The following is a 23,572-nucleotide window of genomic DNA, read 5'->3' on the forward strand; positions in this document are numbered from 1 at the left end:
GCGCCGGCGGCCCATCAGAGGAGCGGCAAGCGGACGCTGAAGCAACTGCCCTCGCCGACGCGGCTCTGGGCGCTGATGCCGCCGAGATGCCGCTGGACGATGGAAAAGCAGATGGACAGCCCGAGCCCGGTACCCCAGCCGGGGCTGGAGCTGGTGTGAAAGGGGTCGAAGATGCGCTCCAAGTCCCCGTCCGTGATGCCGATGCCGGTGTCGCGCACATGCACGACCACTTCCGCATCGTCGACGCTGAGGTCGATCGCGAGGTCGCCGCCGTCGGGCATCGCCTGGATGGCGTTCAGGAAGAGGTTCGTAAACACCTGCTGCAACAGCGCGGCGACGCCGCGCACGAGCACCGGGCCGGGCGGGAGCGCCGTGCGGATGCGAATGCTCTGCACCAGTGCCTGGTTATCCACCAGCGCCAGGGTCTCGCGCAGCACGACCACCAGGTCCACTTCCGCCATCTCCTCGCTCGGAGACGGCCGGGCAAACCGCAGCATGTTCTCGATGATCTGGGAGACCTTGCCGAGACCGGTCTGGATCTTCTCCATGCACTCGACGCGGAAGTCCTCCGGCAGGTCGTCCTCCATCAGGAACTGCGCCGCGGACGAGCACACGGCTAGCGGGTTGCGGATCTCGTGGGCGATGCCGCCGGCCATGACGCCGAGCGCGGCGAGCTTATGCGACTGGCGCAGTTGGAACTCGAGCTTGCGCCGCTCGGTGAGGTCGCGGCCCACGCCGACGGCGCCGATGATGGCGCCGTGATCGTCCTTCATCGGCGACAAGAGCCAGGCGATGAGCACGGGCTCGCGGCCGGGGGCCACATTGAGCTGGCATTCCGCGGTGAGCGGGCCGTCGCCGCCGGCGAGCGTCTCCTCCATGACCCGACGCGCCTCGGCGCGGGCGGATGGCTCGCAGATGTCGTACAGATAACGCCCCAGCACCTCGCTGCCGGCGAGCCCGGACAGGGTCTCGGCGGCGCTGTTCCAGGTGAGGATGCGCCCCTCCCCGTCCACCGACAGCACGATGTCGCTCGCGCTCTCCACCACGGAGGCGAGATGGCGCTCGACCCGTCGCACCTCCTCCGACAGGCGCACCTGCGCCGTAACGTCCTCGAGGAACAGCATGGCCGCCTCGATGCCCCCGGGGCCGTCCAGCGGCACCACGGAGTAGTAATAGATGCGCAGCGGAATCCCCGGGGCGCGATAGGTGATGCGCTGCCCGCGCAGGGGCTCGCCGTCGCGAAACACCTTGCGGATGCGCCCGAGCATGTCGGTGCCCTCGATGATGACGACCGGGAACACGTCCTCCAGGTGCCGGCCCTTGGTCGCCGTCTCGCTGAGCTGGCTCTTGGAGAGAAAATTTCGGTTCGCGCAGACGACCCGCAGCATCTCGTCCACCAGCACGACGGAGGAGGGGATGGCGTCCAGGAGCTGGCGGAACTCGGCGGATTTGGGCATCGTGCCCCAAGATTTGATGTTCATGGCGATGACGTCACTGCCGTGGGAAACGCGGCCAGCGTGTCCGCCGCGGCAAAGCTGTAAGGCGGCCAGGGACCGCTGGTGAGAACGGCGTCGGGCGCACCTGGCAGCCAGCCGGCCGCCAGCGCGTCTTGCAGCCGCAGTTCGAAGCTGTCCAGCACCGCCCGCGGCACCAGATACTGCACCGACAGGCGCTGCTGTCCGGCGAACCAGCCCTGCTCCCGGCGGCGGCGGCGAAACAGCCCCGCCAGCGCGGCATCGAGCCGGTCCAGCGCGGCCTCGGCCGCGGCCCCGACGGCGAGCTCCGCGCGGCGCCGAAGCAGATAGTCGCGACCGCTCATGACGCTGTCCTGCACCTGCCGGGCGCCGCCGGCGGTGGGCGCTAGGGGCAGCCTGAGCCCCATCTCGACGCAGCCGTCCAGCAGCTCCAGCAGCGCCGCGTAGCGGTCGTGGTCGGCGGTCAGGTGCGCGACGACGGCCCCGGGGCCGGACAGCCGGCTGCCGTAACGCATGGGCACGACGGTGAGCCGCGCGTGGTAGTGCTCGATCACGTCGCCGAAGGCGAGCATCGCCGCGACGTCGTCCTGCACCGGCGCCGGGGCGACCAGCGCGGCCAGGTCGTCGGCGTCCAGCCAGCGCAGCGTCACGGGCACGTCCGCAGGCGGCGGCGGTGGCGTCTGCCGCAGCGCAGGTGTCGCGCAGATGCAGTAAAGCAGCAGGCTCAAGATGCCGCGGCCACGAAGCTGTAACCGGGCCAGGGGCCCTTGCAGACCACCCGCAGGCCATGCCCGGCAAGGACCGGTCCGGTGGTGTCGATGGCGGCGTGAAAGTCGTCCAGGCCATCCGTGGGCACCAGAAAGGCCCAGTTGAACGCGAGCGTCTGCCCGGCCGGAATGCGCCGCTGGGCGTGGCCACGGCTCGCGGCGGCCAGCGCGTCGGCCAGGGTTGCGGCGGCGGCCTCCGCCCAGTTGTCCAGCTCCGCGTCCAGCTCGCGGCGCAGGCGCTGCTCTTCGAGGTGGCGGCGGCCCGGCGCCGCGGGGGGCGTCCAGTCCCCGGCGACGATGGCGTCGCGGACCAATGCATCGAGCGCCGCATCGCGATCCAGCTCGCCCTGCACCGCCCATTCCGCACAGCCGGCGAGCCGGGCAAGCGCGGCGCCAATGTCGTCGCGTCGCAGCTCCATCTCTGCGGCGAGGGCGGCCGGGCTTGAGAACAGGGTGCCGAAGGGCAGCGGGTAGACCGCCGCCTCCGCCAGTGCGGCGTCGAGCACCGCCTGGTGGCGCAGCGCCCGCGGACCCACCCAGCCGATGTCGGCCAGGTTCGCGGCGCCGTCGTCGCCGTCGAAATCCGTGCGCCGCACCGGGCTCACCAGCGCGATGAGCCCGGCGTGGCGATACAGCCCAAGGGGGCGCTCCGGGTCCACCGCGGGCAGCGCCGGCGGCAGCCCGGACGCGGCGCCCGAGTCCGACACGAAGCCGTATAGGTACACCGCCTCGTCGGCATCCGTGCCGACATCGGCCTGCGACCGCATGGCACCCCCTGCGATCATGTGCGCCCAGGCCCCATGACCTCGGCCAGCGCGTGCTCGAAGTCCGCCGCCTCGATCAGCACCGCGGGCGGCGAGTCGCCGGCGAACACCGCCGGATCGCCGTCGGCCTTGGCGACGGCGCGGCGGATCGCCACCAGGGCTGCACGGTTGCAGATGGCCGCGAGATCGGCACCACTCGCGCCCGCCGTGCGCGCGGCGAGGTCCGCCGCATCCATGACCTCGCCCCCGGGCTTGCCGCGCAGGTGCACGGTGAGGATCTCTTCGCGGTCCTTCTCGTTCGGCAGCCCGAGCTCCACCACCTCGTCGAAGCGCCCGGGACGCAGCATGGCCGCGTCAATGAGGTCCGCGCGGTTGGTGGCAGCGAGCACGAACACGCCTTTGAGCTCTTCCAGCCCGTCCATTTCGGCGAGGAACTGGCTCAGCACCCGCTCCGAGACGTGCGAGTCCGTCGCGCCCGACGAGCGCGCCGGCACCACCGCGTCCACCTCATCCAAAAAGATGATGCACGGCGCCGCTTGGCGGGCCTTGTGGAAGACCTCGCGCACGCCGGCCTCGGACTCGCCGACGAAGCGCGACATCAGCTCCGGCCCCTTCACGGCGATGACGTTGACGCCGCTCTCGTTGGCCACCGCCTTTGCAATCAGCGTCTTGCCGATGCCGGGCGGTCCGGCCAACAGCAGGCCCTTGGGCGGCGCCACGCCCGCCTGCAGGAACAACTGCGGATACTTGAGCGGCCATTCGACGGCCTCGACCAAGCGCCGGCGCACGTCGGACAGGCCGCCGACGTCGTCCCATTTCACGTCCGGGATCTCGACGAAGACCTCGCGGATCGCCGACGGCTCCACCTCCCGCAGCGCCGTCTCGAAGTCCGCCATCTGCACCGTGACGGTGGCGAGGCGGTCGAACGGCAGGTCGTCGAGCGTCGTGCCGATGTTCGGCAGGAGCCGGCGCAGCGTGCTCATGGCCGCCTCGCGGCAGAGCGCCTCTAGGTCCGCGCCGACGAAGCCGTGGGTGATCTCGGCGAGGTGCTCCACGGCCACGTCTTCGTCGAGCGGCATACCGCGGCTGTGGATTTCCAGGATCTCGCGCCTGCCGTCGCGGTCCGGGATTGGGATCGCGATCTCGCGGTCGAAACGCCCGGGCCGGCGCAGCGCCGGATCGATGGCGTTCGGCAGGTTGGTCGCCGCGATGACGATCAGGTTCTGCCGGCGGTTGAGGCCGTCCATGAGCGCGAGCAGTTGCGCGACGACGCGCTTCTCGACATCGCCGACGACCTTGTCCCGGCGCGGCGCGATGGCATCGATCTCGTCGAGGAAGATGATGCTCGGCCCCTTACGGGCCGCCTCCTCGAAGATCTTGCGCAGGTGCGCCTCGCTCTCGCCGTAGAATTTGTGGATGATCTCCGGCCCCGAGACGGTGTAGAACGCGGCGTCCGCCTCCTGCGCAATGATCCGCGCAATCAGCGTCTTGCCGCAGCCGGGTGGCCCGTGCAGCAGCACACCCTTGGGCGCGTCTATCCCTAAGCGCTCGAACACCTGCGGATGGCGCAGCGGTAGCTCGATCATCTCGCGGATGCGCTGCACCTGGTGGCGCAGTCCGCCCACGTCCTCGTAGGTCATGGTGCCGCCGGCGCTGCGCTGCGCCGAGCCGCCCGCGCTGGGGGCTTCCGCCCGCTTGCCGATGACGAGCGACGTGGTCGGGTTGATGATGACGGCGCCGGGCGGGCTCGTGTCCTCGACCTTGAAGTCCGCGCTGCGGCTGCCGAACAGCGACGCCCGCACCAGGTCGCCCTTCACCACCGGTACGCCGTCGAGACGGCTGCCGATGTAGTCGAGGTCGCGCTTGGCGGGCGTCACCGTCGTCGGTGCGAGCACGATGCGGGCCGCGGGCTGATGCTCGCAAGGCATCACCTCCGCCTTCTCATCGACACCGATGCCGGCGTTTTTGCGCGTAATGCCGTCCAGTTGAATGCAGTCCTTGCCGCGCATGTCCTGGTACGCCGGCATCACCTTGGCCACGCTGGTGCGCTTGCCGCGCACCTGCACGACGTCGCCGAGCGCAAGGCCCAGGCGCTGGATGTCTGCGGGATCGAGCCTGGCATAGCCGCGGCCGGCGTCCTTGGCCAGGGCCTCGGCCACCTTGAGCTTGATGCTTTCTGACTTGTTCTCGGACATGGCAACCCCCTTAGGACAGCCGGACCTCGAGGATGCCGTTGCGGCAACTGTGCGTCATGCCGTCGGCCGTGAAGCTGCGCGGCAGCAGCACCTCCTTGCGGTACTTCTTGTCGCCGCTGGCGGCCTGGATGTCGAGCACGTCGCCGTTGAGCTCCAGCTCAATGTCCTCGGCGCCGATGCCGGGGAGCTCCGCGACCACCTGCACGTGGCCGTCCTCCTCGAACACGTCCACCATGGGCTCGGTGACCTCCTGAACCACCGAGGCGCCGGTCTCCTCGTCGCGGCGGATGTTGCCGAAGGGCTCAACGCGCGGGCGCGGCTCGCCCTCGTCGCCCAGCCCAACACGGACCGTGAAGCCGTAGACGCCCTTCACCTGGCGCCCGCCGCTGGTTTTCGTTTCGATGTTGCCTTCTTTCTGCAGGGCCTCGCCGGTTTCGGCGAGCTCCCCGAGCTTCTCGACCAAGTCGCCGAGCCCGCGGAAGAAGCCCTCGATACCACCGGCGTCAGATCGTTTCCCCGTCATAGCCTATCTCCTCTCGTGTGATGGCGAGCCGTTTCAGCTTGTTGTAGATGGTCTTGTAGTCCACCTTCAGCAGCCGAGCCGCTTCAGCCTTATTGCCATGGGCATGGCGCAGCGCCTTGACGAGCAGCGTGCGCTCCACCCGCGCCACGCTGTCGTTGACAATCTCGCTGAGCGACAACTCCCCTAGAAGCAACTCCCGTGCCTCGTTCGCATCACAAACCTCCATCCGTCGGCGACTGCGAAGGCCGATGTCCTCCGCCTCGATCTCCGGTTTGCGCAGCAGGCACAGCCGCCGGACCACGCTGCGCAGCTCGCGCACGTTGCCCGGCCAGTCGAAGCTGATGAGCCGCTCCTCGGCGGCCGCGGACAGCTCTGGAACCGTCCGCTTCAGCTCCTCCGCCACCTGCCGGCGGAACATCTCAGCAAGGTGCAGGATGTCGTCGCGGCGCTCGCGCAGCGGCGGCAGGTGCACGTGAAACTCGTTGAGTCGGTACCAGAGGTCCTCCCGGAAGTCGCCGCGCTCCACCGCCTGCAAAAAATGCTCGTTGCTGGCCGCGACCACGCGCACGTCCACGTCGAGGGGCTCGGTGCCGCCGACGCGGCAGATGGTGCGCTCCTGCAGCGCGCGCAGCAACGTCGCCTGGGCCTTGAGCGGCAGGTTGCCGATCTCATCCAGAAACAGCGTGCCGCCCGCGGCGGCCTCGAACTTGCCGATGCTGCGGCGGTCGGCGCCGGTGTAGGCGCCACGCTCATGGCCGAACAGCTCGTTCTCGAGCAGGTTCTCCGCGATGGCGCCGCAGTCCACGGCAACGAAGGGGCCGCGCGCGCGGCGGCTGCAGCGATGAATGGTGCGCGCGACGAGCTCCTTGCCGGTGCCCGTCTCACCCTGGATGACGATGGAGTAGTCCGTCTCGACCACCCGCGTGAGCTCCTCCGCGAGGCCGACCACGGCGGCGCTCGGGCCCATCATGGCGGCCAGGGTCTCGCGCAGCCCCGGGCGGTCTTTGCCCCGGGGCTCTTGCGGGCGATCGCCGGCGACCGGGCCGACGGCGGCCTTGCCGCCCAAACGCGCAACGGCCTCGCGCACCAGGGGCACGACCTTGTTGTTATCGAAGGGTTTCGGCAGGTAGTCCACGGCGCCGATCTTCATCGCCTCCACCGCCTGGGTAACCCCGGCAAAGCCGGTCATCATCACCACCGGCAGGTTCGGGTAGCGCTGGCGAACGCGCCGCAGCACGTCCATGCCGTCGCTGTTGGGCATCTTGATGTCGAGTAGCAGCACGTCCGGCTGCACGGCGGCGACGAGCTCCAGTGCCGCGGCGCCGTCATAGGCGGACTCGACGGCGATGCCGGCGCGCTCGAGGAGATGCCCGAGCAGGCGGCAGATGTCGCGATCGTCATCGACGATCAGGGCCTGTGCTGTACGTGTCTCCATGGTCCTACTCACTCCTGGTGGCCTTGCCAATGGGATAGGTCACTTCGATGTCGGCGGCGAGATGCGGCTCGACCTCATGCACGAGACCGAGGAACAACACGCCGGTCTCGCCGGATGCGAGGGTCGCGTTGATGCGCTCGGCGATGAAGCGGTCGCGGCGCACGAGGATCGCCGCCGCGAGCCGGCGGTTCTGCTGCGCTTCTGCGGGGGCCATGTCCGCACCCTGCTCCAGCAGCTCTTTCTGGAGCTGGTACTCCTCCACGAGCAGCTCGGCGGACTCGGTACCCATCAACACGGCGCCCCGGTCCATCAGGCGCCGCACCAAACGGTGGTTGCGGCTGCCGCCAGCGGCCAGATCGGCGACGATGGCCTGTTCGTGCTCGCACACGGGCAAACCGTCTTGGTAGACACGCCAGCCGAGCTTGGACACCGGCAAGGCATCAACGGCGCGCTCGGTGCGATCCCAGAACCCGCCAACCGCCTGCGCGAAGCGCTGTTTCTCGACGTGCGATGGGCGTGCCTGCGCCACGGCCTCCGCGAGTCCACCCAGATCCTTAAGCGTGTGCACAACCGGAAACAGCACCAGCCTGCGTTGCTGGCTCATGTGCGCCCTCCCGTACTTATGCTTAATGTTCTTGTGGTTAGTAGTGGATACGATGGACGGGCGTTTAGCAACGACAATTCGCGATTATTTCAGCCAATGCCCGATTGACAGAACGCCCAGGAACCGTCATATGGCGCCAAATGCTTACACGCGTCAACCGTCACGACGCCTGCTGGGCCGAGGGAGCCCTCCCCGGCCCTCGGCCCTCGGCCCTTCGCTTCCCGGGTCCGAACACTCAGTGAGCCCGTGGCCGGCATGTCCGTGGCCGGCGCGGCTCGCGACCATGCTTGGTTCTATACTCCGGCAATCCCTGATCCGGCCTGCGGCGCGGCGGCCCCAGGGCAACGTCCACCACCGCATTCGGAGCTCCGCATGGCCATCGATATTGAAGCCCAGGTTGACCGCATCCTTGAGGAGGCACGCGCGGAACTGCTCGCGGTCGTGCGCGCCGAGGCAGCGCGCGCCGTCGATGAACCCACCGACACCGGGGACGACACCCCGGCGACCAGCGCAGACGCCGATACGGCGGCACCGGACATTCCGGACCACCCGCCGCGGGTGGAGGCGGAGCACGAGATCCCGTTCATCTTCGACTACCCGAACAAGACCCCGGACGGGCGCTTCGTGCCGGTGTCCTGGACCGGCCCGATCCCGGGCCAGGCGGCGATCACGGATGCGGACATCGCCGAGCTCGCTGATGTTTGGAGCATCGATCCCTGCCATCTGCGCGCCGTGCTGCGGGTGGAGTCGGCCGGCTCCGGCTTCTTGATCAAGGAGCCGCCACCGGCGCGGCCGAAGATTCTGTTCGAGGCGCATTGGTTCTACAAACTCACCCCGTTACCGATCAGCAAGACCCGCCCCGACCTGAGCTCGCCGCGCTGGAATCGCAGCCTCTACAAGGGCGGCAGTGCAGAATGGGACAGGCTCAAGGACGCCATGACGTTCGACTGGCTGCAGGCGCTCAAGTCCGCGAGCTGGGGACTCGGGCAGGTCATGGGCTTCAATTACACCGTTGCCGGTTGCGCGAGCATGGAGCAGTTCATTGTTGAAAATTTCACCGGCGAGAAGCATCAGTTTCAGCACATGCTGAGCTTCATCGATAACAACAACTTGATGGGGCACCTGCGCGCCGGACGCTGGGCGAGCTTCGCCAAGGGCTACAACGGCGCCGGCTATCGCGCCAATCGTTACGACGAGAAGCTTGCTGGCGCAGCGCAGCGGTGTCGCTGACCGCAGCGATGTCGCTGACCACAGTGGTGTCGCTGACCGCAGCGCCGTCGCCCGGGGCGATGCCGCATATCCAAGTTACCAACGCCCCAGCTCAGCTCCGTAAAGAATCGTAAAGGGCGACACCGGCCGGTGCGCCTGCAGGCGCCGGGCCGTGCGGAGCCTCCCATGCTTGGCACGGCAAGGCACCCGGTTTATAGTCCGCGCTCGGTTTCGGTGCCGCGGGAGAGACCGGCGACCGCGCCCGGGCAGCATGCCCGGCCGCTTGCGTCGGCGCCGAAGGCGCAACACCGCCCGGAATCGCTCAGGCAAAAGGACCGCGGCACCAAGTTCCGACTCTGGAGAGCGGCCGGCACGTCGCGAGACGTCGCCGGCCCACCGACGGGGCAGCAGCGCGCACACTCGCGCTGCAAACTCTCAGGTTCAGGACAGAGGGGCGGCGCGCGGGTCGAATGCCTGCGCGCCGTCGCGTGTCCAAATCTGCCGGCTCTGCGCCGGCGCGAACCGGGAGCCCCGCATGGGTTCAAGAACACCCCTCTACGACGCCCACGTCGCCCTAGGCGCGAAGATCGTGCCCTTCGGCGGCTGGGACATGCCGCTGCACTATGGCTCCCAATTGGATGAGCACCACGCGGTGCGCCGTCACGCCGGGGTCTTCGACGTCTCGCACATGCAGCCGGTGGACGTGACGGGCGCAGCCGCGAAGCCGTATCTCCAATACCTGCTCGCCAACGACGTCAACAAGCTGCAGGCGCCCGGCCGAGCGCTCTATAGCTGCATGCTGAACGAGCATGCCGGCGTCGTCGATGACCTCATCTGTTACTACTTGGAGCCCGGCCGCTACCGCCCCGTGGTCAACGCCGCCACGGCGGACAAGGATCTCGCCTGGATGCACGACAAGGCCAGCAAGTTCGACGTGAGCATTAAGCGCCGCGACGACTTGGCGATGCTCGCGGTGCAGGGCCCGGCGGCGCGGAGCCTCGCGGAGCCGCTGCTGCCCGCCGCGGTGCGCGCCGCGGCCATGGCGCTGACACCCTTCCACGCCGCCGAGGGCGACGGCTGGCTGATCGGCCGCACCGGGTACACGGGTGAGGACGGCTTCGAGATCATGCTGCCCGCCGCGCAGGCGGGCATGCTCTGGCAAGGGCTCCTGGACGCCGGCGTGGCGCCGTGCGGGCTCGGCGCGCGAGATACGCTTAGGCTTGAGGCGGGCATGAACCTCTACGGCCAAGACATGGATGAGGCCACCGACCCGCTGGCCGCCGGGCTCGGCTGGACCATCGCCTGGCAGCCGCCGGAGCGCAATTTTCTGGGCCGCAAGGCGCTGCAGGCGCGGCGCGACGCACCGGATCTGCCGCATTGCGTCGGCCTGCTGCTGGAAGGGCGCGGCGTACTGCGCGCGCACCAGCAGGTGCTGCTCGGCGACAGCCCGGCCGGCGAGGTCACCTCCGGCGGCTTCGCGCCGACGCTGGAGCGCTCCATCGCGCTGGCCCGCGTCACGCCCGCCGCTGCTGCGGCCGGCCATGTCGCCGTGGATATCCGCGGCAAGCCGATCCCGGCGCGGGTGGTGAAGCCGCCTTTCGTGCGCAACGGTCAGCCCAAGCTCGAGCTCTAGAACCTTAACGCCCCGGCGGCCAGACCGAGCCGCCGGGAGCCCGTGCATCCCGAGCCCGGAAACCCCACCCCCACGCGAGCCGCAGGAGCCTGTCATGAGCAACATCCCCGCCGACCTCAATTACACCGAAAGCCACGAATGGGTGCGCGACAACGGCGACGGCACCGTCACCGTCGGCATCACCGACCATGCCCAGGAGGCCCTCGGGGACCTCGTCTTCGTCGAGCTGCCGGAGGTGGGCAAGTCCTTCGCGGCCAAGGATGCCTGCGCCGTGGTTGAATCGGTGAAGGCCGCTTCCGATATCTATGCGCCAGTGGCGGGCGAAGTCGTGGCCGTCAACGACGCCCTGGACGACGCCCCCGAGACGCTCAACGCAGACCCCTATGGCGAGGGCTGGATCTTCCAGCTCAAGCTCGTCGGCGATGACCCGGCCGCGGGGCTGCTCGACCCGGACGCCTATCAGCGGGTGGTCGACGACGAGGCCTGACGCCAGCGTCCGCTACCCAAACGCGCAGGTACCCTGCCGCCGACCGGACCAGGGTCGGCGGCCAACACCGAACTCAAGCGCCCAGCGCGCCGACGACAGCAGCGACCCGATCATCATGCCGTTCATCCCCCACACCGAGGCCGACGTGGCCGACATGCTCGCCGCCATCGGCGCCGACAGCATCGATGACCTGTTTGACGAGATCCCGCCGGAGCTGCGGGCGAAGGGCCTGGACGGCATCCCGGCCGGTCTGCCCGAGATGGACGTTGCGCGGCTGCTGCAGCGCCGCGCCCGCGCCGACGGCGAGCCGCTCTGCTTCATCGGCGCTGGCGCCTACGCGCATCACATCCCGGCCGCCGTCTGGCAGATCACCACCCGCGGCGAGTTCTACAGCGCCTACACGCCCTACCAGGCGGAGGCGAGCCAGGGCACGCTGCAGGTGCTCTACGAGTTCCAGTCCATGATGACGGCGCTGACCGGCATGGATGTGTCCAACGCCTCGCTGTACGACGGCGCCTCGGCACTTGCCGAGGCGATCCTGATGGCCGTGCGCGCGAACCGCAAAACGGCGAGCAAGCGGGTGCTGGTGCCAAGGAGCCTGCACCCGTCTTACCGCCGCACGGCGCGCGGGCTGGTCGGCAACCAGGGCATCGAGCTGGTGGAGGTGGACTTCGACCCCAGCACCGGCACGACGCCGGTGGCGCAACTGGAAGCCGCCGCTGACGACGGCGAATGGGCCGCGCTCGTGCTGCCGCAGCCGTCGTTCAACGGCACCCTGGAGGACGTGGACAGCGTCACCGACTGGGCGCACGGGCGCAACATGCTCGTCATCGGCGTCGTCAATCCCGTGGCCCTCGCCTTGCTCAGCCCGCCCGGCGAGTGGGGCAGCGACGGCGCGGACATCGCCTGCGGCGAGGGCCAGCCGCTCGGCATGCCGCTCGCCTCCGGCGGGCCGTACTTGGGATTCCTGACCTGCAAGCAGGCCTTCGTGCGCCAACTCCCCGGGCGCATCGCCGGGCGCACGCTGGACGCCGAAGGCAAGCTCGGCTACACGCTGACCTTGCAGGCGCGCGAGCAGCACATCCGCCGTTCCAAGGCGACGTCGAACATCTGCACGAACCAGGGCCTGCTGGTGACCGCCGCCACCATCCACATGGCCATCCTCGGTGGCGAGGGCTTGGAGCGCGTCGCCGCCGCCTGCCATGCCAACACGCGCCGACTCACGGCGCTGTTGTGCGAGATCCCGGGCGTGGAGCCGCTGTTCGACGGCCCCGTGTTCCACGAACAGGCCCTCAAGCTCCCGGCGCCGACGGCGGAGGTGCTGCGCGCCCTCGCCGCCCACGACATCCTCGGCGGCTTCGATCTCGGCGCCGAATACCCGGAGCTCGACCCGGCGCTGCTGGTGTGCGCCACGGAGCTGCGCACCGAGGAGGAGATGCTTGCCTTCCGCGACCTCTTGCTAGAGGTTCTAGGGGCGAGGGGCTAGGAGCTAGGGACTAGCACCTAGCCCCCAGCACCTAGCCCCCAGCACCTTCCCCCCAGCACTTTCCCCCACCTAGCAACTGAGACATCCGATGGCCCAAACCGCACTCCAAGGCAATCCCGTCAACCTCGCCGGCGAGCTGCCCGCCGTCGGCAGCGCCGCGCCGGACTTCAAGCTGGTCGATAAGGATCTCGGCGACAAGTCGCTCGCCGACTTCGCCGGCAAGCAGGTGCTGCTCAACATCGTGCCGAGCCTCGACACGCCGGTCTGCGCCACCTCCACGCGCAAGTTCAACGAATCCTTCGCCGGCCGCGACGACGCGGTGTGCCTGGTGGTGTCCGCGGACCTGCCCTTCGCGATGGGCCGCTTCTGCTCCACCGAGGGCATCGAGAACGTGCACCCGCTGTCGATGATGCGCTCGAAGAGCTTCGCGAAGGACTATGGCGTCCTGATCGAGGACGGCCCGCTGGCCGGCATCACCGCCCGGGCCATCGTCGTCATCGGCGCCGACGGCAAGGTCGTCTACACGCAACTGGTGCCCGAGATCGGCGAGGAGCCGGACTACGACGCGGCGCTCGCGGCCATCGCATAGAGGAAGGGCCGAGGGCCGAGGGCCAAGGCAGCAGCGTGTCCTCGGCCCGCGGTCCTTGGCCCTCAGCCCGCAACGTCTGCTTGCCGATCGCGCTTCCCGCCGCCGACCCTGCCTAGAAAAGCCCTCCGGAGCCCCCGCATGCTGATCCAAGAACAATCCCGTCCCGGCCGCATGGCCACCGCCCAAGCGCCGCTCGACATGGCGGACGTGTCGGACCTGCCGGCGGGGCTGCGGCGCAAGACGCGCGCGGCGCTGCCGGAGGTGTCGGAGCTGCAGGCCGTGCGGCACTACACGCGCCTGTCGCAGAAGAACTTCTCCATCGATACGCACTTCTACCCGCTCGGTTCGTGCACGATGAAGTACAACCCGCGCGCCTGCAACAGCCTGGCGTCGCTGCCCGGCTTTCTGGCCCGGCACCCGGCGGCGCCGGAGTCGCACAGCCAGGGCATCATGGCCTGCCTGTATGAGCTGCAGGACATGCTGAGAATCGTCACGGGCATGCACGCGGTGTCGCTCGCGCCCGCCGCCGGCGCCCAGGGCGAGCTGGCGGGCGTGATGATGATCCGCGCCTACCACGACGCCCGCGGCGACACGGCCAGGCGCGAGATCCTGGTGCCGGATGCCGCCCACGGCACCAACCCGGCCTCGGCCATCATGGCCGGGTTCGAGGTGCGCGAGATCCCCACCGGCAGCAACGGTGATGTGGACATCGCGGCGTTGCGCGACGCGGTGGGCCCGCAGACCGCCGGCATCATGCTCACCAACCCGAGCACCGTCGGCGTGTTCGACTGCAACATCCAGGCCATCGCCGCGACGGTGCACGAGGCGGGCGGGCTCTTGTACTACGACGGCGCCAACCTGAACGCCATCCTGGGCAAGGTCCGCCCCGGCGACATGGGCTTCGACGTGATCCACATGAACCTGCACAAGACCTTCTCGACGCCCCACGGCGGCGGCGGGCCGGGCGCAGGTCCGGTGGGCGTGTCCAAGCGCCTGGAGCCCTATCTGCCGGTGCCGCTGGTGGTGAAGGACGGTGCCGCGTACCACTGGCAAGTCGAAAAGGATCGCCCCGAGTCCATCGGCCGCATGACCGCCTTCGGCGGCAACATGGGCATTCTGCTGCGCGCTTACATTTACGCGCGACTGCTCGGCGCCGAGGGCATGCGGCGGGTGTCGGAGTACGCGACGCTGAACGCCAACTATCTGCTCGCCCGACTGAGCAACGCCGGCTTCACGCTGGCCTACCCGGAGCGCCGCGCGAGCCACGAGTTCATCATCACGCTGAGAAAGGAGGCCAAGGAGCACGGCACCAATGCGATGGACTTCGCCAAGCGCCTGTTGGACTACGGTTTCCATGCGCCCACCACGTACTTCCCGCTGCTCGTGCCCGAATGCCTGCTCATCGAGCCCACGGAGTCCGAGTCCAAGGAGGCGCTGGACGGCTTCGTCGAGGCGCTGATCAAGATCCGCGCCGAGGCCAAGGACCGTCCGGACCTGCTCAAGCAGGCCCCGCACACCATGCCGGTGCGCCGGCTCGACGACGTGCGCGCGGCGCGGCAGCTCGACTTGGCGTGGCGGCAGGCGCAGGCGCAGGATTGACGGACAGATCGAAGACAACGCAACGGTGGAAACATGACTGCTGATGTAGATAGCCTCGTCCTCGAACATCTGCGGGCGATCAGGGCGGACATTGCAGAGCTGAAGAACCAGGCGACATCGACGAACCTCCAGCTCGCGAGCATGGGGCAGCAGCTCGGCGCGCTCACCACGGCGGTCTATGGTGGGCGTTCAGATGTTGAAGAGCTCCGGCGTCGAATTGAGCGCGTTGAACGTCGGCTCGAGCTCGTAGACGATTGATTGAGCTGTCAAGCCAAGACGTGACCGGTCCCCGGCAGCAAGCGGCTTACGGCAGCGCTTCTCGGCAGCCTCGGTTCTGGCGGTATCGGGAAAGCCCGAATGGCCAACAATAACGCCCACGGCTGGCAGCGGGTCATCTACGCCTTCGGCCACTCCATGCGCGGGCTCAAGGCATGCTGGCGGCTGGAGGAGGCCTTCCGGCAGGAGCTGATCATTCTGGTGCCGCTCCTGCCCATCGGGCTCTGGCTCGGCGCCTCCCCGGTGGAGCGCGCCATGCTCGTCGGCAGCCTGTTGCTCGTCCCCGTCGTCGAGCTGCTGAACTCCGCGATTGAGGCCAATGTCGACCGCATCGGCCTCGAGCGCCACGAGCTGTCCGGGCGCGCCAAGGACATCGCCTCCGCGGCGGTGTTCATGAGCATCCTGTTCGCGGTGGTGATCTGGCTGCTGATTCTGGTCCCGAAGTGGCTCTGAGGTGTTCCCCGAAGCGCATTGCTCACGCTGCGCCGCCGCAATAGACTTAGCCCATGACTTAGCCTATGACTTAGCCCATGACTTAGGCCGGAGGATCAGGCGTGAGCCAAATCGTCAATGTCCACGAAGCCAAGACCCACCTTTCCAGGCTGCTGGAACTGGCTCACCAAGGGGAAGAGATTATCGTCGCCAAGGCCGGCAAGCCTTACGCACGGCTGGTTCCGCTGGCGGCGGAGGCGCCGCAGCGTCGCCCCGGGCGGCTGGCGGGGCGAGTCGATGACGCCTTCTTCGCTCCCCTGCCGGATGCAGAGCTGGACGCCTGGGAGGGCGTCCGGTGAGGCTGCTGCTGGACACCCACGCGCTGCTGTGGTGGTTCACGGAAGACCCAAAGCTGTCGGTCGCGGCCAGGGCCGCCATCGCAGATGCAGGTAACGCCATCCATGCCAGCGCGGCGAGCGCCTGGGAGATCGCCACCAAACAGCGCCTCGGCAAGCTCGAGGGCGTACCGGACGCCACCGCCCGCTTCGCCGAGCTCGTGGCTGCCGACGGTTTCCAGCACCTCCCGGTGACCTATGCGCATGCCCTGCGGGCAGGTAGCTGGCGCGTCGAGCATCGAGACCCGTTCGACCGAATGCTCGCGGCTCAGAGCAACATCGAGCGGCTGCCGCTGGTCACTCGCGACCCGGCATTCGCGCTGTTCGGCGTCGAAACCCTGTGGTAAGCGCCAAGCCACGACGCTTGACCTCTTGATTTCCGCCGGCACCATCGCCGCCAAGCACCCATCGCCCCAATCATCCCCATGAGCCGAACCCCAGCCGACGCCCCCTTCGTGCCGCTCGCCATCGCCGTGCTCACGGTCTCGGACAGCCGCACCGACGCGGACGACACCTCCGGCGACTACCTGCGCGAGCAGGCCACCGCGGCGGGTCATCGCGTCGTCGAGAAGGTGATTTGCCGCGACGACATCTACCAGCTCCGGGCGCTCGTGTCGCGCTGGATCGCGGACGACGACGTGCGCGTCGTCATCAGCACCGGCGGCACCGGCATCACCGGCCGCGATAGCACGCCCGAGGCGGTGCTCGCGCTGTTCGACAAGACCATCGACGGCTTCGGCGAGCTGTTCCGCCACATCTCTTACCAGGAGATCGGCGCATCCACCGTGCAGTCGCGGGCCTTTGCCGGCATCGCCAACGGCACGCTCATCTTCTGTCTGCCCGGCTCCACCGGCGCCTGCCGAACGGCCTGGGAGGGCATCCTGCGCGAGCAGCTCGACAGCCGCACCCGCCCGTGCAACTTTGCGCAGCTCATCGCCCGCTTCGGGGAACGCTGAGCATGGCGACGCACGACTGCGGCGGCGCGCCTTCGTTGTCGGTGGAGGCCGCGCTCGCGCTGCTGCTGGAGCGGGCGCGGCCGATTGCGGACGCCGAGCCCGTCGCCCTGAGCGACGCACTCGGCCGCGTGCTCGCCGAGCCCGTGCCGAGCCCCATCGACCAACCCGCCTGGGACAATAGCGCGATGGACGGCTACGCGGTGCGCGCGGCGGATGTCGCGGCGGCCGCCGACGGCGTGCTGGCCGTGTCACAGCGCATTCCCGCCGGTGCCGTCGCCGAGCCACTCTCACCCGGCACCGCGGCGCGCATCTTCACCGGCGCGCCGGTGCCGGCCGGCGCCGATACGGTCGTTGTGCAGGAGGCCTGCGAGGCGCTGGCCGATGGACAGGTCCGGCTGCCGGCGGACCTCGAGGCGGGCCGCAACATCCGCCGCCAAGGCGAGCAGTTCCGCGCCGGCACCGCGGTGCTCGCCGCCGGCACGCGACTCGGCCCGCAGCACTTGGCGCTCGCCGCCTCCGTCGGTGCCGCAACGCTCCAGGTCCGGCGACGGCTCAAAGTCGCGATCTTCGCGAGCGGTGACGAGCTCGTCGAGCCCGGTGCCCCGCTGGCCGCAGGGCAGATCTACAACTCGAACCGCACGCTGTTCCGCGCCCTCCTCACCGGGCTCGGCTGCGACATCCTCGATCTCGGCATCGTGCCGGATACGCTGGACGCCACCGTCGCCGCACTCGCCGACGGCGCCGCCCGGGCGGACTTGGTGCTCGCGAGCGGCGGCGTCTCCGTCGGCGAGGAGGACCACGTCCGTCCCGCGGTGGAGCAGCTCGGCCGGCTCGACCTCTGGAGCGTCGACATGCGCCCCGGGCGGCCCGTCGCCTTCGGGCACATCGGCGACAAGCCCTTCCTCGGCAGCCCCGGCAACCCGGTATCGCTGTTCGTGACCTTCTGCCTGTTCGCGCGGCCGTTCATTCAGCGCCTGCAGGGCGTGGACCCGCTGCCCGCCCCGCGGCGCATCCGCGCCGCCGCCGGCTTCGACTGGCAGCGCCCGGACAAGCGCCGGGAGTACCAGCGTGCGCGACTCGTGCTCGGCGCCGACGGCACGCCGACGGTCGAGGTGTTCCCGAGCCGCTCGTCGGCGGACCTGACCTCGCTGACCTGGGCCGACGGCCTCGTGGAACTGCTTGAGAAGCGCACCTTCCGCGCCGGCGAGCCCGTGGACTTCCTGCCCTTCAGCGAGCTCTTAGCATGATCCGCGTGCGCTACTTCGCGAGCCTGCGCGAGGCCGTCGGCGCCGAGGCCGAGGAGCTGCCGGCCGCGTACGCGGGCAGCGTCGCCGCGATCCGCGCCCTGCTCTGTGCGCGCGGTGGTGCCTGGGCCACGTCACTGGCCGCGGACCGGCGCGTGCTCGCCGCCGTGAACCAGCAGATGGCACGGCCGGAGACCCCGGTGGCGGACGGCGACGAGCTGGCCTTCTTCCCGCCCGTCACCGGCGGCTGAGCCGGCCGCTGGCTCGCGCGGGCCGCTAGCGCCCAAGCGCCGATGCCATGCCGACGTGAATGGCGATGGCCGAGCGCGGCGGCACCGCGAAAGTCGCGCTCTTGTCCTTGCCCACGGTCACCTCAAGCACCCCCGTCGCACCCTGCTCCGCCGCCGGGTCTGCGCTGTCCGCGGCCGGCTGATCCGGCGGAGCCGCCATCGCCGCGCAGGCGCCATCCACCGGCCGACTCGCCAGGACGTTGCAGTAGCGCCCCGCCGGTAGCCCCATTCGCAGCCACTGGCGCATGGGCTCATCGGTGTTGTTGATGACAACGAAACCGCGCTCGCCGCGGCCGAAGGCGATGCGCCCACCCGTGTCGTCGTTCCACCAACTGTCGAGGCCCGCGCCCTCGGTGGCGTTGCGAAAACCCACCATGCCCAGCACTGTCGGGCGGCGGTGCTCGCAGAGCCAGCCGACCCCGCAGCCGATGCCGTCGGAGCCGTGCACCGGCAGTGTCGCGCCCGCCGCGTCGCTGGGCGGGCCCTGGCTCGGGTCGGCAAAGCGGTAGCTCGACATGACCCGCGGCGTGCCGTAGGGCCAGGCGAGCATGAACACGTTGGCGAGGTCGTAGAGCGCGCCGTCGGCGTGGGTCAGCACGGCGCCGCCCCCGCCGTGGCCGCGCTGGTTGTCGTGGTTGTCGATGAAGACGAGCGCCCGGTCGCTGGGCAACAGATCCTCGGCGAGCCCCGGCAGCAGTGCCTCCAGCACCGCGAGGTTGCCGCTGCGGAAGGCGTCTGCGACCCGACGGCCGTAGTCGAATTCCGTCACGCTGCCGGTGCCGAGGTACTCGCGGCCCTGCACGGCCTCGCCGGGGGCCTCGATCACCTCCTGGTAGATGTAGGGCGAGCCGCGCACGCGCGCCAGGATACCGGCGAGGTCACCGGCGGCCATGTGCTTGGCCGCGTCGATGCGAAAGCCCGCAACGCCCAGGTCTTGCAGCGCGTTCAGGTAGGCGCCGATGCGGTTCTGTACCCGGTCGGCCTCGGTATCGAGGTCGGCGCGCCCGGACAGCGAGCAGCGCTGGACCTTGTCGCGGTCGGCGTAGTCGTCGACCGGGCAATCGGGCTGATGGAAATCCGCCGGGCCGAAGTCCGGATACTGCCGGAGCTCGTAGCGGCTGCCGGCGCTGCCGGTGCCCCAGAGCGGGTCGTCCTCGAAGCGCGGCCCGGTCATGTGGTTGATGACGACATCGGCATAAACCGCAACACCGGCTGTGGCGCAGCGTTGCACCATGTCCGCAAAGGCCTCGGCGTCGCCGCTGCGGCTGTTCAGTCGATAGCTCACGGGCTGGTAGCGTTGCCACCAGGGGCCGCCGGCCACTAGCCGGTGCTCGTTCGGCGGCGACACCTGCACGGCGCGGAAGCCGGCGGGGCCGAGCAGGGTCTCGCATTCGGTGGCGACGTCGTCCCAGCGCCACTCGAACAACTGCACGAGCACCGTGCGCGGTGCAGCACCGGCGGCAACCACCACGCTGGGCTGCACACGCACGGGCGCGTCCGCGAGCCCGAGGTCCAGCTCCTCCTGCACGGATAAGAACAGCAGCGCCGCCAGCACGCCGATGATGACGACGTTCAGCAGCGTACTCAGCGCGCCCGCCAGAAACTGCATGGAGATCGTTGCCCGGGGCCCTTTGGAAACCGATCTACATGGTCGCACGCGAGCGGCGCCGGCAACGAGCTTGCACCGCTTCGAGACCCCGGTTGTCAGGCCCGGACCCGCAACGAGCAACCGATAACCCCAGCCAGATGGCCCCAGCCAATGGAGGAACCGCATGCGACACGCCCCCGATCTTCGCATCGCCGCCGCGCGAGCACCCTCTCCCGACCGTCCCGCCCGTGCCTTGGCCGTGCTCCTGGCCGCCGCGGCGCTCGCCGGCTGCTCGGGGCCGGCAGGCTCCATCGAGCCGAGCGGCACCGACGTGCCCGAGGCCACCGGCTGGCGCACCGAGGAAGTCATCCGCGGCCTTGAGCACCCCTGGGCCATCGCCTGGCTGCCGGACGGCCATGCGCTGATCACCGAGCGCGCCGGCAGGCTGCGACTGCTCGCCGACGGCGAGCTGGCCCAAGCGCCCATCGCCGGCCTGCCGGACGTGTGCGGTCGCTGCGGCCAGGGCGGGCTCATGGACGTGGCGCTGCACCCGAGCTTCGCCGACAACCGGCTCGTCTACCTCACCTTCGCCCAGGGCGATGGGGACAAGAACCGCACCGCGCTGGCCCGCGGCAAGCTCAGCACGGACAAGACGCGCCTCACCGACGTCGAGGTCATCTTCCACAACGCGGACTGGAAGTCCGGCGGCCAGCACTTCGGCTCGCGCCTGGTCTGGCTGCCGGACGGCACGCTGTTGATGAGCATCGGCGACGGCGGCAACCCGCCGACGTCGTTCCGCGGCGAGAACATCCGCAACCAGGCGCAGAACCCGGGCACCCACTTCGGCACCGTGCTCCGGGTCACCGACGCCGGCAAAGCGCCGCCGGACAACCCCTTCATCGGCCAAGCGGACGCCAAGCCCGAGCTGTACAGCTACGGCCATCGCAACATCCAGGGCATGGCGCGCCATCCCGAGACCGGCGTGGTCTACGCCAACGAGCACGGCTCCCGCGGCGGCGATGAGCTGAACCGCATCGAGCCCGGCAACAACTACGGCTGGCCCGAGGTCACCTACAGCATGGAGTACTGGGGCCCGGCCATCTCGGACAAGACCCAGGCGCCCGGCGTCACGGACCCGCTCGTGGTCTGGACGCCGTCGAAGGCCCCGAGCGGCCTCGCCGTTTACACCGGCAGCCGCTTCCCGGACTGGCAAGGGGACCTCTTCTCCGGCGCGCTCAAGTTCGAGGAGATCCGCCGGCTGGACCTGGAAGACGGCAAGATCGTCGCCGAGCAGAAGCTCGAGATCGGCGCGCGCGTGCGCGACGTGCGCATGGGCCCGGACGGCGAGCTCTACGTGCTGACCGATGAGGACGACGGGGCGCTGCTCAGGATCATCCCTGATTGAGGAAGGGGCTAGGGGCTAGGGGCTAGGGAGACAGCGCCACAGGCCGACGAGTCGCGCTCATCGGGATCGGGATCGGGATCGGGATCGGTTGACACTCGATTCGATTTCGATTTCGATTTCGATCCCGACGCACCCGGCCAGTCCAACGCCCCGTTCGAAACTTGACTCATCTGCAAGCATTTGGCTCCGTCAAGCGATCTAGGGGCTTGGCGCGCGGCGCACCCCGTCCTTGGCCCTTGGCCCTCCGACCTTCCCCTCGCCCCGCCCCAGCCATCAACAACCGCCCATGGCGCTGAGCATCCATGAAAATTGCAATCCCGAGCGATGACGGCCGCAAGATCGCGGGCCATGCCGGTCAAGCCCGGCAATGGTTGGTCTACGACAGCGACGCCATCGACGCAGCGCCCGAGCGCGTGGTGCTGGACGGCCCGCAGGTGCTGCACGACTGGAAGGACGACGGCCCGCATCCGCTCGATGACGTCGACGTCATGGTCGCCACCAGCGCCGGCGACGCCTTCGTGCGCCGCATGGCCAAGCGCGGCGTGCAGGTGATCCTGACCGGGGAGCGCGATGCCGCCCGCGCCGCCCGCGCCGTGCGCAACGGCGAGGCGCTGCCGAAGCCGCCGTTCAATCCGCATCTCTTGTTCTGCAAGATCCGCGATCTGTTCTCAAAGCACTGAGCGGTGGTCGGAGCCGACCTGGAGGTCGGCCCTCCGGCCGAGCCGGCGTGCCGACCGGAGTGTTTGACCGGAGTGTCGGCCGGACTGTTTGTCCGGAGTGACCGGAGTGTTTGGCCGGAGTGTTTGGCCGGAGTGTCGGCCGGAGTGTCGGCCGGAGTGTTTGGCCGGAGTGTTTGGCCGGAGTGTTGACCTCCAGGTCAACACGATCAACGCCGCTGCACGGCCGACCTGGAGGTCGGCCCTCCGGCCGAGCCCACGTGCCAGCCGAAGTGCCAACCGGAGCGTTTGACCGGAGTGTTTGACCGGAGTGTCGGCCGGAGTGTTTGACCGGAGTGTTTGGCCGGAGTGTTTGGCCGGAGTGTTGACCTCCAGGTCAACACGATCAACGCCGCTGCACGGCCGACCTGGAGGTCGGCCCTCCGGCCGAGCCCACGTGCCAGCCGAAGTGCCGACCGGAGTGTTTGGCCGGAGTGTCGGCCGGACTGTTTGACCGGAGTGTTTGGCCGGAGTGTTGACCTCCAGGTCAACACGATCAACGCCGCTGCACGGCCGACCTGGAGGTCGGCCCTCCGGCCGAGCCTACGTGCCAGCCGAAGTGCCAACCGGAGCGTTTGACCGGAGTGTCGGCTGGAGTGTTTGACCGGAGTGTTTGACCGGAGTGTTTGGCCGGAGTGTTGACCTCCAGGTCAACACGAGCCACCCTACGCCACACGGCACAACGCAAGACCCAACCTCGCAGCGCTCTCCGGTTGAACACCCCAGCTCAACACGAAAAGTGTCGTACCTGAGCTCGAAGTCAGGCAAGAAGTCTGGATTAGGCACCCCCGACCACCATGGCGCTACGCGACCACCTGGGCTGGTACAAGCACGGCAAGCTGCCTCACTTCGATTGCGCTGGGCTCTATCAATCCATCACCTGTCGCCTGGACGACAGCCTGCCCGAGCAGGCGATGGCGACGATCGAGGCAGAGTTCCGCACCAGGCGCATAGACAAAACGGCCCTGGAGATCGCCCGACGCAAGCGTATCGAAGCGCTGTTGGATGCCGGCCATGGGTCCTGCATCCTGGGTCAGCCGCACAATGCAGGGTTGGTGATGGACGCGTGGCGCCAGTTCGACGGCGAGCGCTACGATCTGATCATCGGCGTGGTGATGCCGAACCACATGCACGTGCTCGTGCGTGTCCACCAGGGCACTCCGCTCGGCACGATGGTGAAGACATGGAAGACCTTTACTTCGCGGCGCTTTGCTGTGGATGAGTCGGTCGGATACAGGCCGGCTTGGCAGCGAGGGTATTGGGATCGGTATATCCGCAACGAGGCGCACTACGCGGATGCGGTTCGATACATCCTGTTCAATCCGGTGAAGGCTGGGTTAGTGACGGTGCCGGCGGAATGGCCTTACCTGGTGCTTGGGCGTGGGGTCGATCTGGAGATCGACCCTCCGGCCGCGCCGGCCGCGCCACGTGAGCCGGAGGATTGACTTGGCGAGTTGACCTCCTGGTCAACACGGGTCGCGCCCGACGCATCGGGCGTGCGGCT

General features: G+C 69.1%; 24 protein-coding genes and 2 riboswitches. Of the genes, 16 read left to right on the forward strand and 8 right to left on the reverse strand.

From position 1 onward, the window contains the following. Positions 1–14: 14 nt before the first annotated feature. From ML01_RS23020 to ML01_RS23050, 7 genes are read right to left on the reverse strand one after another with little or no spacing between them, the layout of a single operon-like run. The gene (locus tag ML01_RS23020; RefSeq protein WP_058557735.1) at positions 15–1,481 is read right to left on the reverse strand and encodes a PAS domain-containing sensor histidine kinase; all 1,467 of its coding nucleotides are present in this window, start codon (positions 1,479–1,481) and stop codon (positions 15–17) included. Beyond that, the gene (locus ML01_RS23025) at positions 1,478–2,203 is read right to left on the reverse strand and encodes a GvpL/GvpF family gas vesicle protein (protein ID WP_058557736.1); all 726 of its coding nucleotides are present in this window, start codon (positions 2,201–2,203) and stop codon (positions 1,478–1,480) included. Before ML01_RS23025 ends, ML01_RS23020 begins: the two co-directional genes overlap by 4 nt. Next, positions 2,200–3,009, reverse strand: coding sequence for a GvpL/GvpF family gas vesicle protein (locus ML01_RS23030; RefSeq protein ID WP_058557737.1), 810 nt, complete (start codon positions 3,007–3,009; stop codon positions 2,200–2,202). The genes ML01_RS23025 and ML01_RS23030 overlap by 4 nt, the downstream gene beginning before the upstream one ends. Before the next feature lie 14 nt (positions 3,010–3,023). Then, complete coding sequence (locus ML01_RS23035) at positions 3,024–5,201, reverse strand: CDC48 family AAA ATPase (RefSeq protein WP_058557738.1); 2,178 nt, start codon at positions 5,199–5,201, stop codon at positions 3,024–3,026. Between the two features lie 10 nt (positions 5,202–5,211). Then, positions 5,212–5,724 (reverse strand): Hsp20/alpha crystallin family protein, encoded by a 513-nt coding sequence (locus ML01_RS23040; protein ID WP_058557739.1) that lies wholly within the window; start codon positions 5,722–5,724, stop codon positions 5,212–5,214. Next, on the reverse strand, positions 5,705–7,159 hold the full coding sequence (locus ML01_RS23045) for a sigma-54 dependent transcriptional regulator (RefSeq protein WP_058557740.1): 1,455 nt from the start codon (positions 7,157–7,159) through the stop codon (positions 5,705–5,707). The genes ML01_RS23040 and ML01_RS23045 overlap by 20 nt, the downstream gene beginning before the upstream one ends. Positions 7,160–7,163: 4 nt before the next feature. Next, positions 7,164–7,763, reverse strand: a complete 600-nt coding sequence (locus ML01_RS23050) for a hypothetical protein (protein ID WP_058557741.1) — start codon at positions 7,761–7,763, stop codon at positions 7,164–7,166. A gap of 372 nt (positions 7,764–8,135) precedes the next feature. On the opposite strand from ML01_RS23050, the gene ML01_RS23055 reads away from it, so the two are divergent. From ML01_RS23055 to moaD, 13 genes are all read left to right on the forward strand, one after another. Next, the gene (locus tag ML01_RS23055; protein WP_058557742.1) at positions 8,136–8,993 is read left to right on the forward strand and encodes an N-acetylmuramidase family protein; all 858 of its coding nucleotides are present in this window, start codon (positions 8,136–8,138) and stop codon (positions 8,991–8,993) included. 209 nt (positions 8,994–9,202) lie between these two features. Further along, a riboswitch (glycine riboswitch) is annotated at positions 9,203–9,320 on the forward strand. Continuing rightward, positions 9,321–9,432, forward strand: a riboswitch (glycine riboswitch). It begins immediately after the preceding riboswitch. Between the two features lie 75 nt (positions 9,433–9,507). Beyond that, the gene (gene gcvT / locus ML01_RS23060) at positions 9,508–10,605 is read left to right on the forward strand and encodes a glycine cleavage system aminomethyltransferase GcvT (RefSeq protein WP_058557743.1); all 1,098 of its coding nucleotides are present in this window, start codon (positions 9,508–9,510) and stop codon (positions 10,603–10,605) included. A 94-nt stretch (positions 10,606–10,699) separates the two neighbouring features. Then, positions 10,700–11,092, forward strand: coding sequence for a glycine cleavage system protein GcvH (gcvH, locus tag ML01_RS23065; protein WP_058557744.1), 393 nt, complete (start codon positions 10,700–10,702; stop codon positions 11,090–11,092). Between the two features lie 115 nt (positions 11,093–11,207). Further along, positions 11,208–12,578, forward strand: coding sequence for an aminomethyl-transferring glycine dehydrogenase subunit GcvPA (gcvPA, locus tag ML01_RS23070; protein WP_058557745.1), 1,371 nt, complete (start codon positions 11,208–11,210; stop codon positions 12,576–12,578). Between the two features lie 88 nt (positions 12,579–12,666). Then, positions 12,667–13,167 (forward strand): thiol peroxidase, encoded by a 501-nt coding sequence (tpx, locus tag ML01_RS23075; RefSeq protein ID WP_058557746.1) that lies wholly within the window; start codon positions 12,667–12,669, stop codon positions 13,165–13,167. 138 nt (positions 13,168–13,305) lie between these two features. Further along, the gene (gene gcvPB / locus ML01_RS23080; protein ID WP_058557747.1) at positions 13,306–14,766 is read left to right on the forward strand and encodes an aminomethyl-transferring glycine dehydrogenase subunit GcvPB; all 1,461 of its coding nucleotides are present in this window, start codon (positions 13,306–13,308) and stop codon (positions 14,764–14,766) included. 33 nt (positions 14,767–14,799) lie between these two features. After that, positions 14,800–15,024 carry a hypothetical protein gene (locus tag ML01_RS23085; protein WP_058557748.1) on the forward strand — a complete coding sequence of 75 codons (225 nt, stop codon included), beginning with the start codon at positions 14,800–14,802 and terminating at the stop codon, positions 15,022–15,024. A 99-nt stretch (positions 15,025–15,123) separates the two neighbouring features. Next, positions 15,124–15,495, forward strand: coding sequence for a diacylglycerol kinase (locus ML01_RS23090; protein ID WP_058557749.1), 372 nt, complete (start codon positions 15,124–15,126; stop codon positions 15,493–15,495). A 101-nt stretch (positions 15,496–15,596) separates the two neighbouring features. Then, the gene (locus ML01_RS23095) at positions 15,597–15,833 is read left to right on the forward strand and encodes a type II toxin-antitoxin system Phd/YefM family antitoxin (RefSeq protein ID WP_058557750.1); all 237 of its coding nucleotides are present in this window, start codon (positions 15,597–15,599) and stop codon (positions 15,831–15,833) included. Continuing rightward, complete coding sequence (locus tag ML01_RS23100; RefSeq protein ID WP_058557751.1) at positions 15,830–16,216, forward strand: type II toxin-antitoxin system VapC family toxin; 387 nt, start codon at positions 15,830–15,832, stop codon at positions 16,214–16,216. Before ML01_RS23095 ends, ML01_RS23100 begins: the two co-directional genes overlap by 4 nt. A 78-nt stretch (positions 16,217–16,294) precedes the next feature. Then, positions 16,295–16,825: a molybdenum cofactor biosynthesis protein B gene (moaB, locus tag ML01_RS23105; RefSeq protein WP_058557752.1), complete on the forward strand. Its 531-nt coding sequence runs from the start codon at positions 16,295–16,297 to the stop codon at positions 16,823–16,825. Between the two features lie 2 nt (positions 16,826–16,827). Continuing rightward, positions 16,828–18,072, forward strand: coding sequence for a gephyrin-like molybdotransferase Glp (glp, locus tag ML01_RS23110; protein WP_058557753.1), 1,245 nt, complete (start codon positions 16,828–16,830; stop codon positions 18,070–18,072). After that, the gene (gene moaD, locus ML01_RS23115) at positions 18,069–18,320 is read left to right on the forward strand and encodes a molybdopterin converting factor subunit 1 (protein WP_058557754.1); all 252 of its coding nucleotides are present in this window, start codon (positions 18,069–18,071) and stop codon (positions 18,318–18,320) included. The genes glp and moaD overlap by 4 nt, the downstream gene beginning before the upstream one ends. A gap of 25 nt (positions 18,321–18,345) precedes the next feature. On the opposite strand, the gene ML01_RS29225 is transcribed toward moaD, so the two are convergent. Then, entirely contained in the window at positions 18,346–19,968 is a 1,623-nt protein-coding gene (locus ML01_RS29225; RefSeq protein ID WP_058557755.1) for an alpha-amylase family protein, read from the reverse strand. Positions 19,969–20,131: 163 nt separating this feature from the next. Here ML01_RS29225 and ML01_RS23125 point away from each other — a divergent pair, with 163 nt between their 5' ends. The 3 genes from ML01_RS23125 (at position 20,132) to ML01_RS23135 (ending at position 23,513) form a co-directional block, all read left to right on the forward strand. Beyond that, positions 20,132–21,352, forward strand: a complete 1,221-nt coding sequence (locus tag ML01_RS23125; RefSeq protein WP_082674582.1) for a PQQ-dependent sugar dehydrogenase — start codon at positions 20,132–20,134, stop codon at positions 21,350–21,352. A gap of 302 nt (positions 21,353–21,654) precedes the next feature. Then, positions 21,655–22,032, forward strand: a complete 378-nt coding sequence (locus ML01_RS23130) for a hypothetical protein (protein ID WP_058557757.1) — start codon at positions 21,655–21,657, stop codon at positions 22,030–22,032. Between the two features lie 833 nt (positions 22,033–22,865). After that, on the forward strand, positions 22,866–23,513 hold the full coding sequence (locus ML01_RS23135; protein WP_058557758.1) for a transposase: 648 nt from the start codon (positions 22,866–22,868) through the stop codon (positions 23,511–23,513). Positions 23,514–23,572 lie beyond the last annotated feature (59 nt).

It is taken from the genome of Thiohalocapsa sp. ML1 (genome assembly GCF_001469165.1).
In the GTDB taxonomy this organism is placed as follows: Bacteria; Pseudomonadota; Gammaproteobacteria; order Chromatiales; family Chromatiaceae; genus Thiohalocapsa.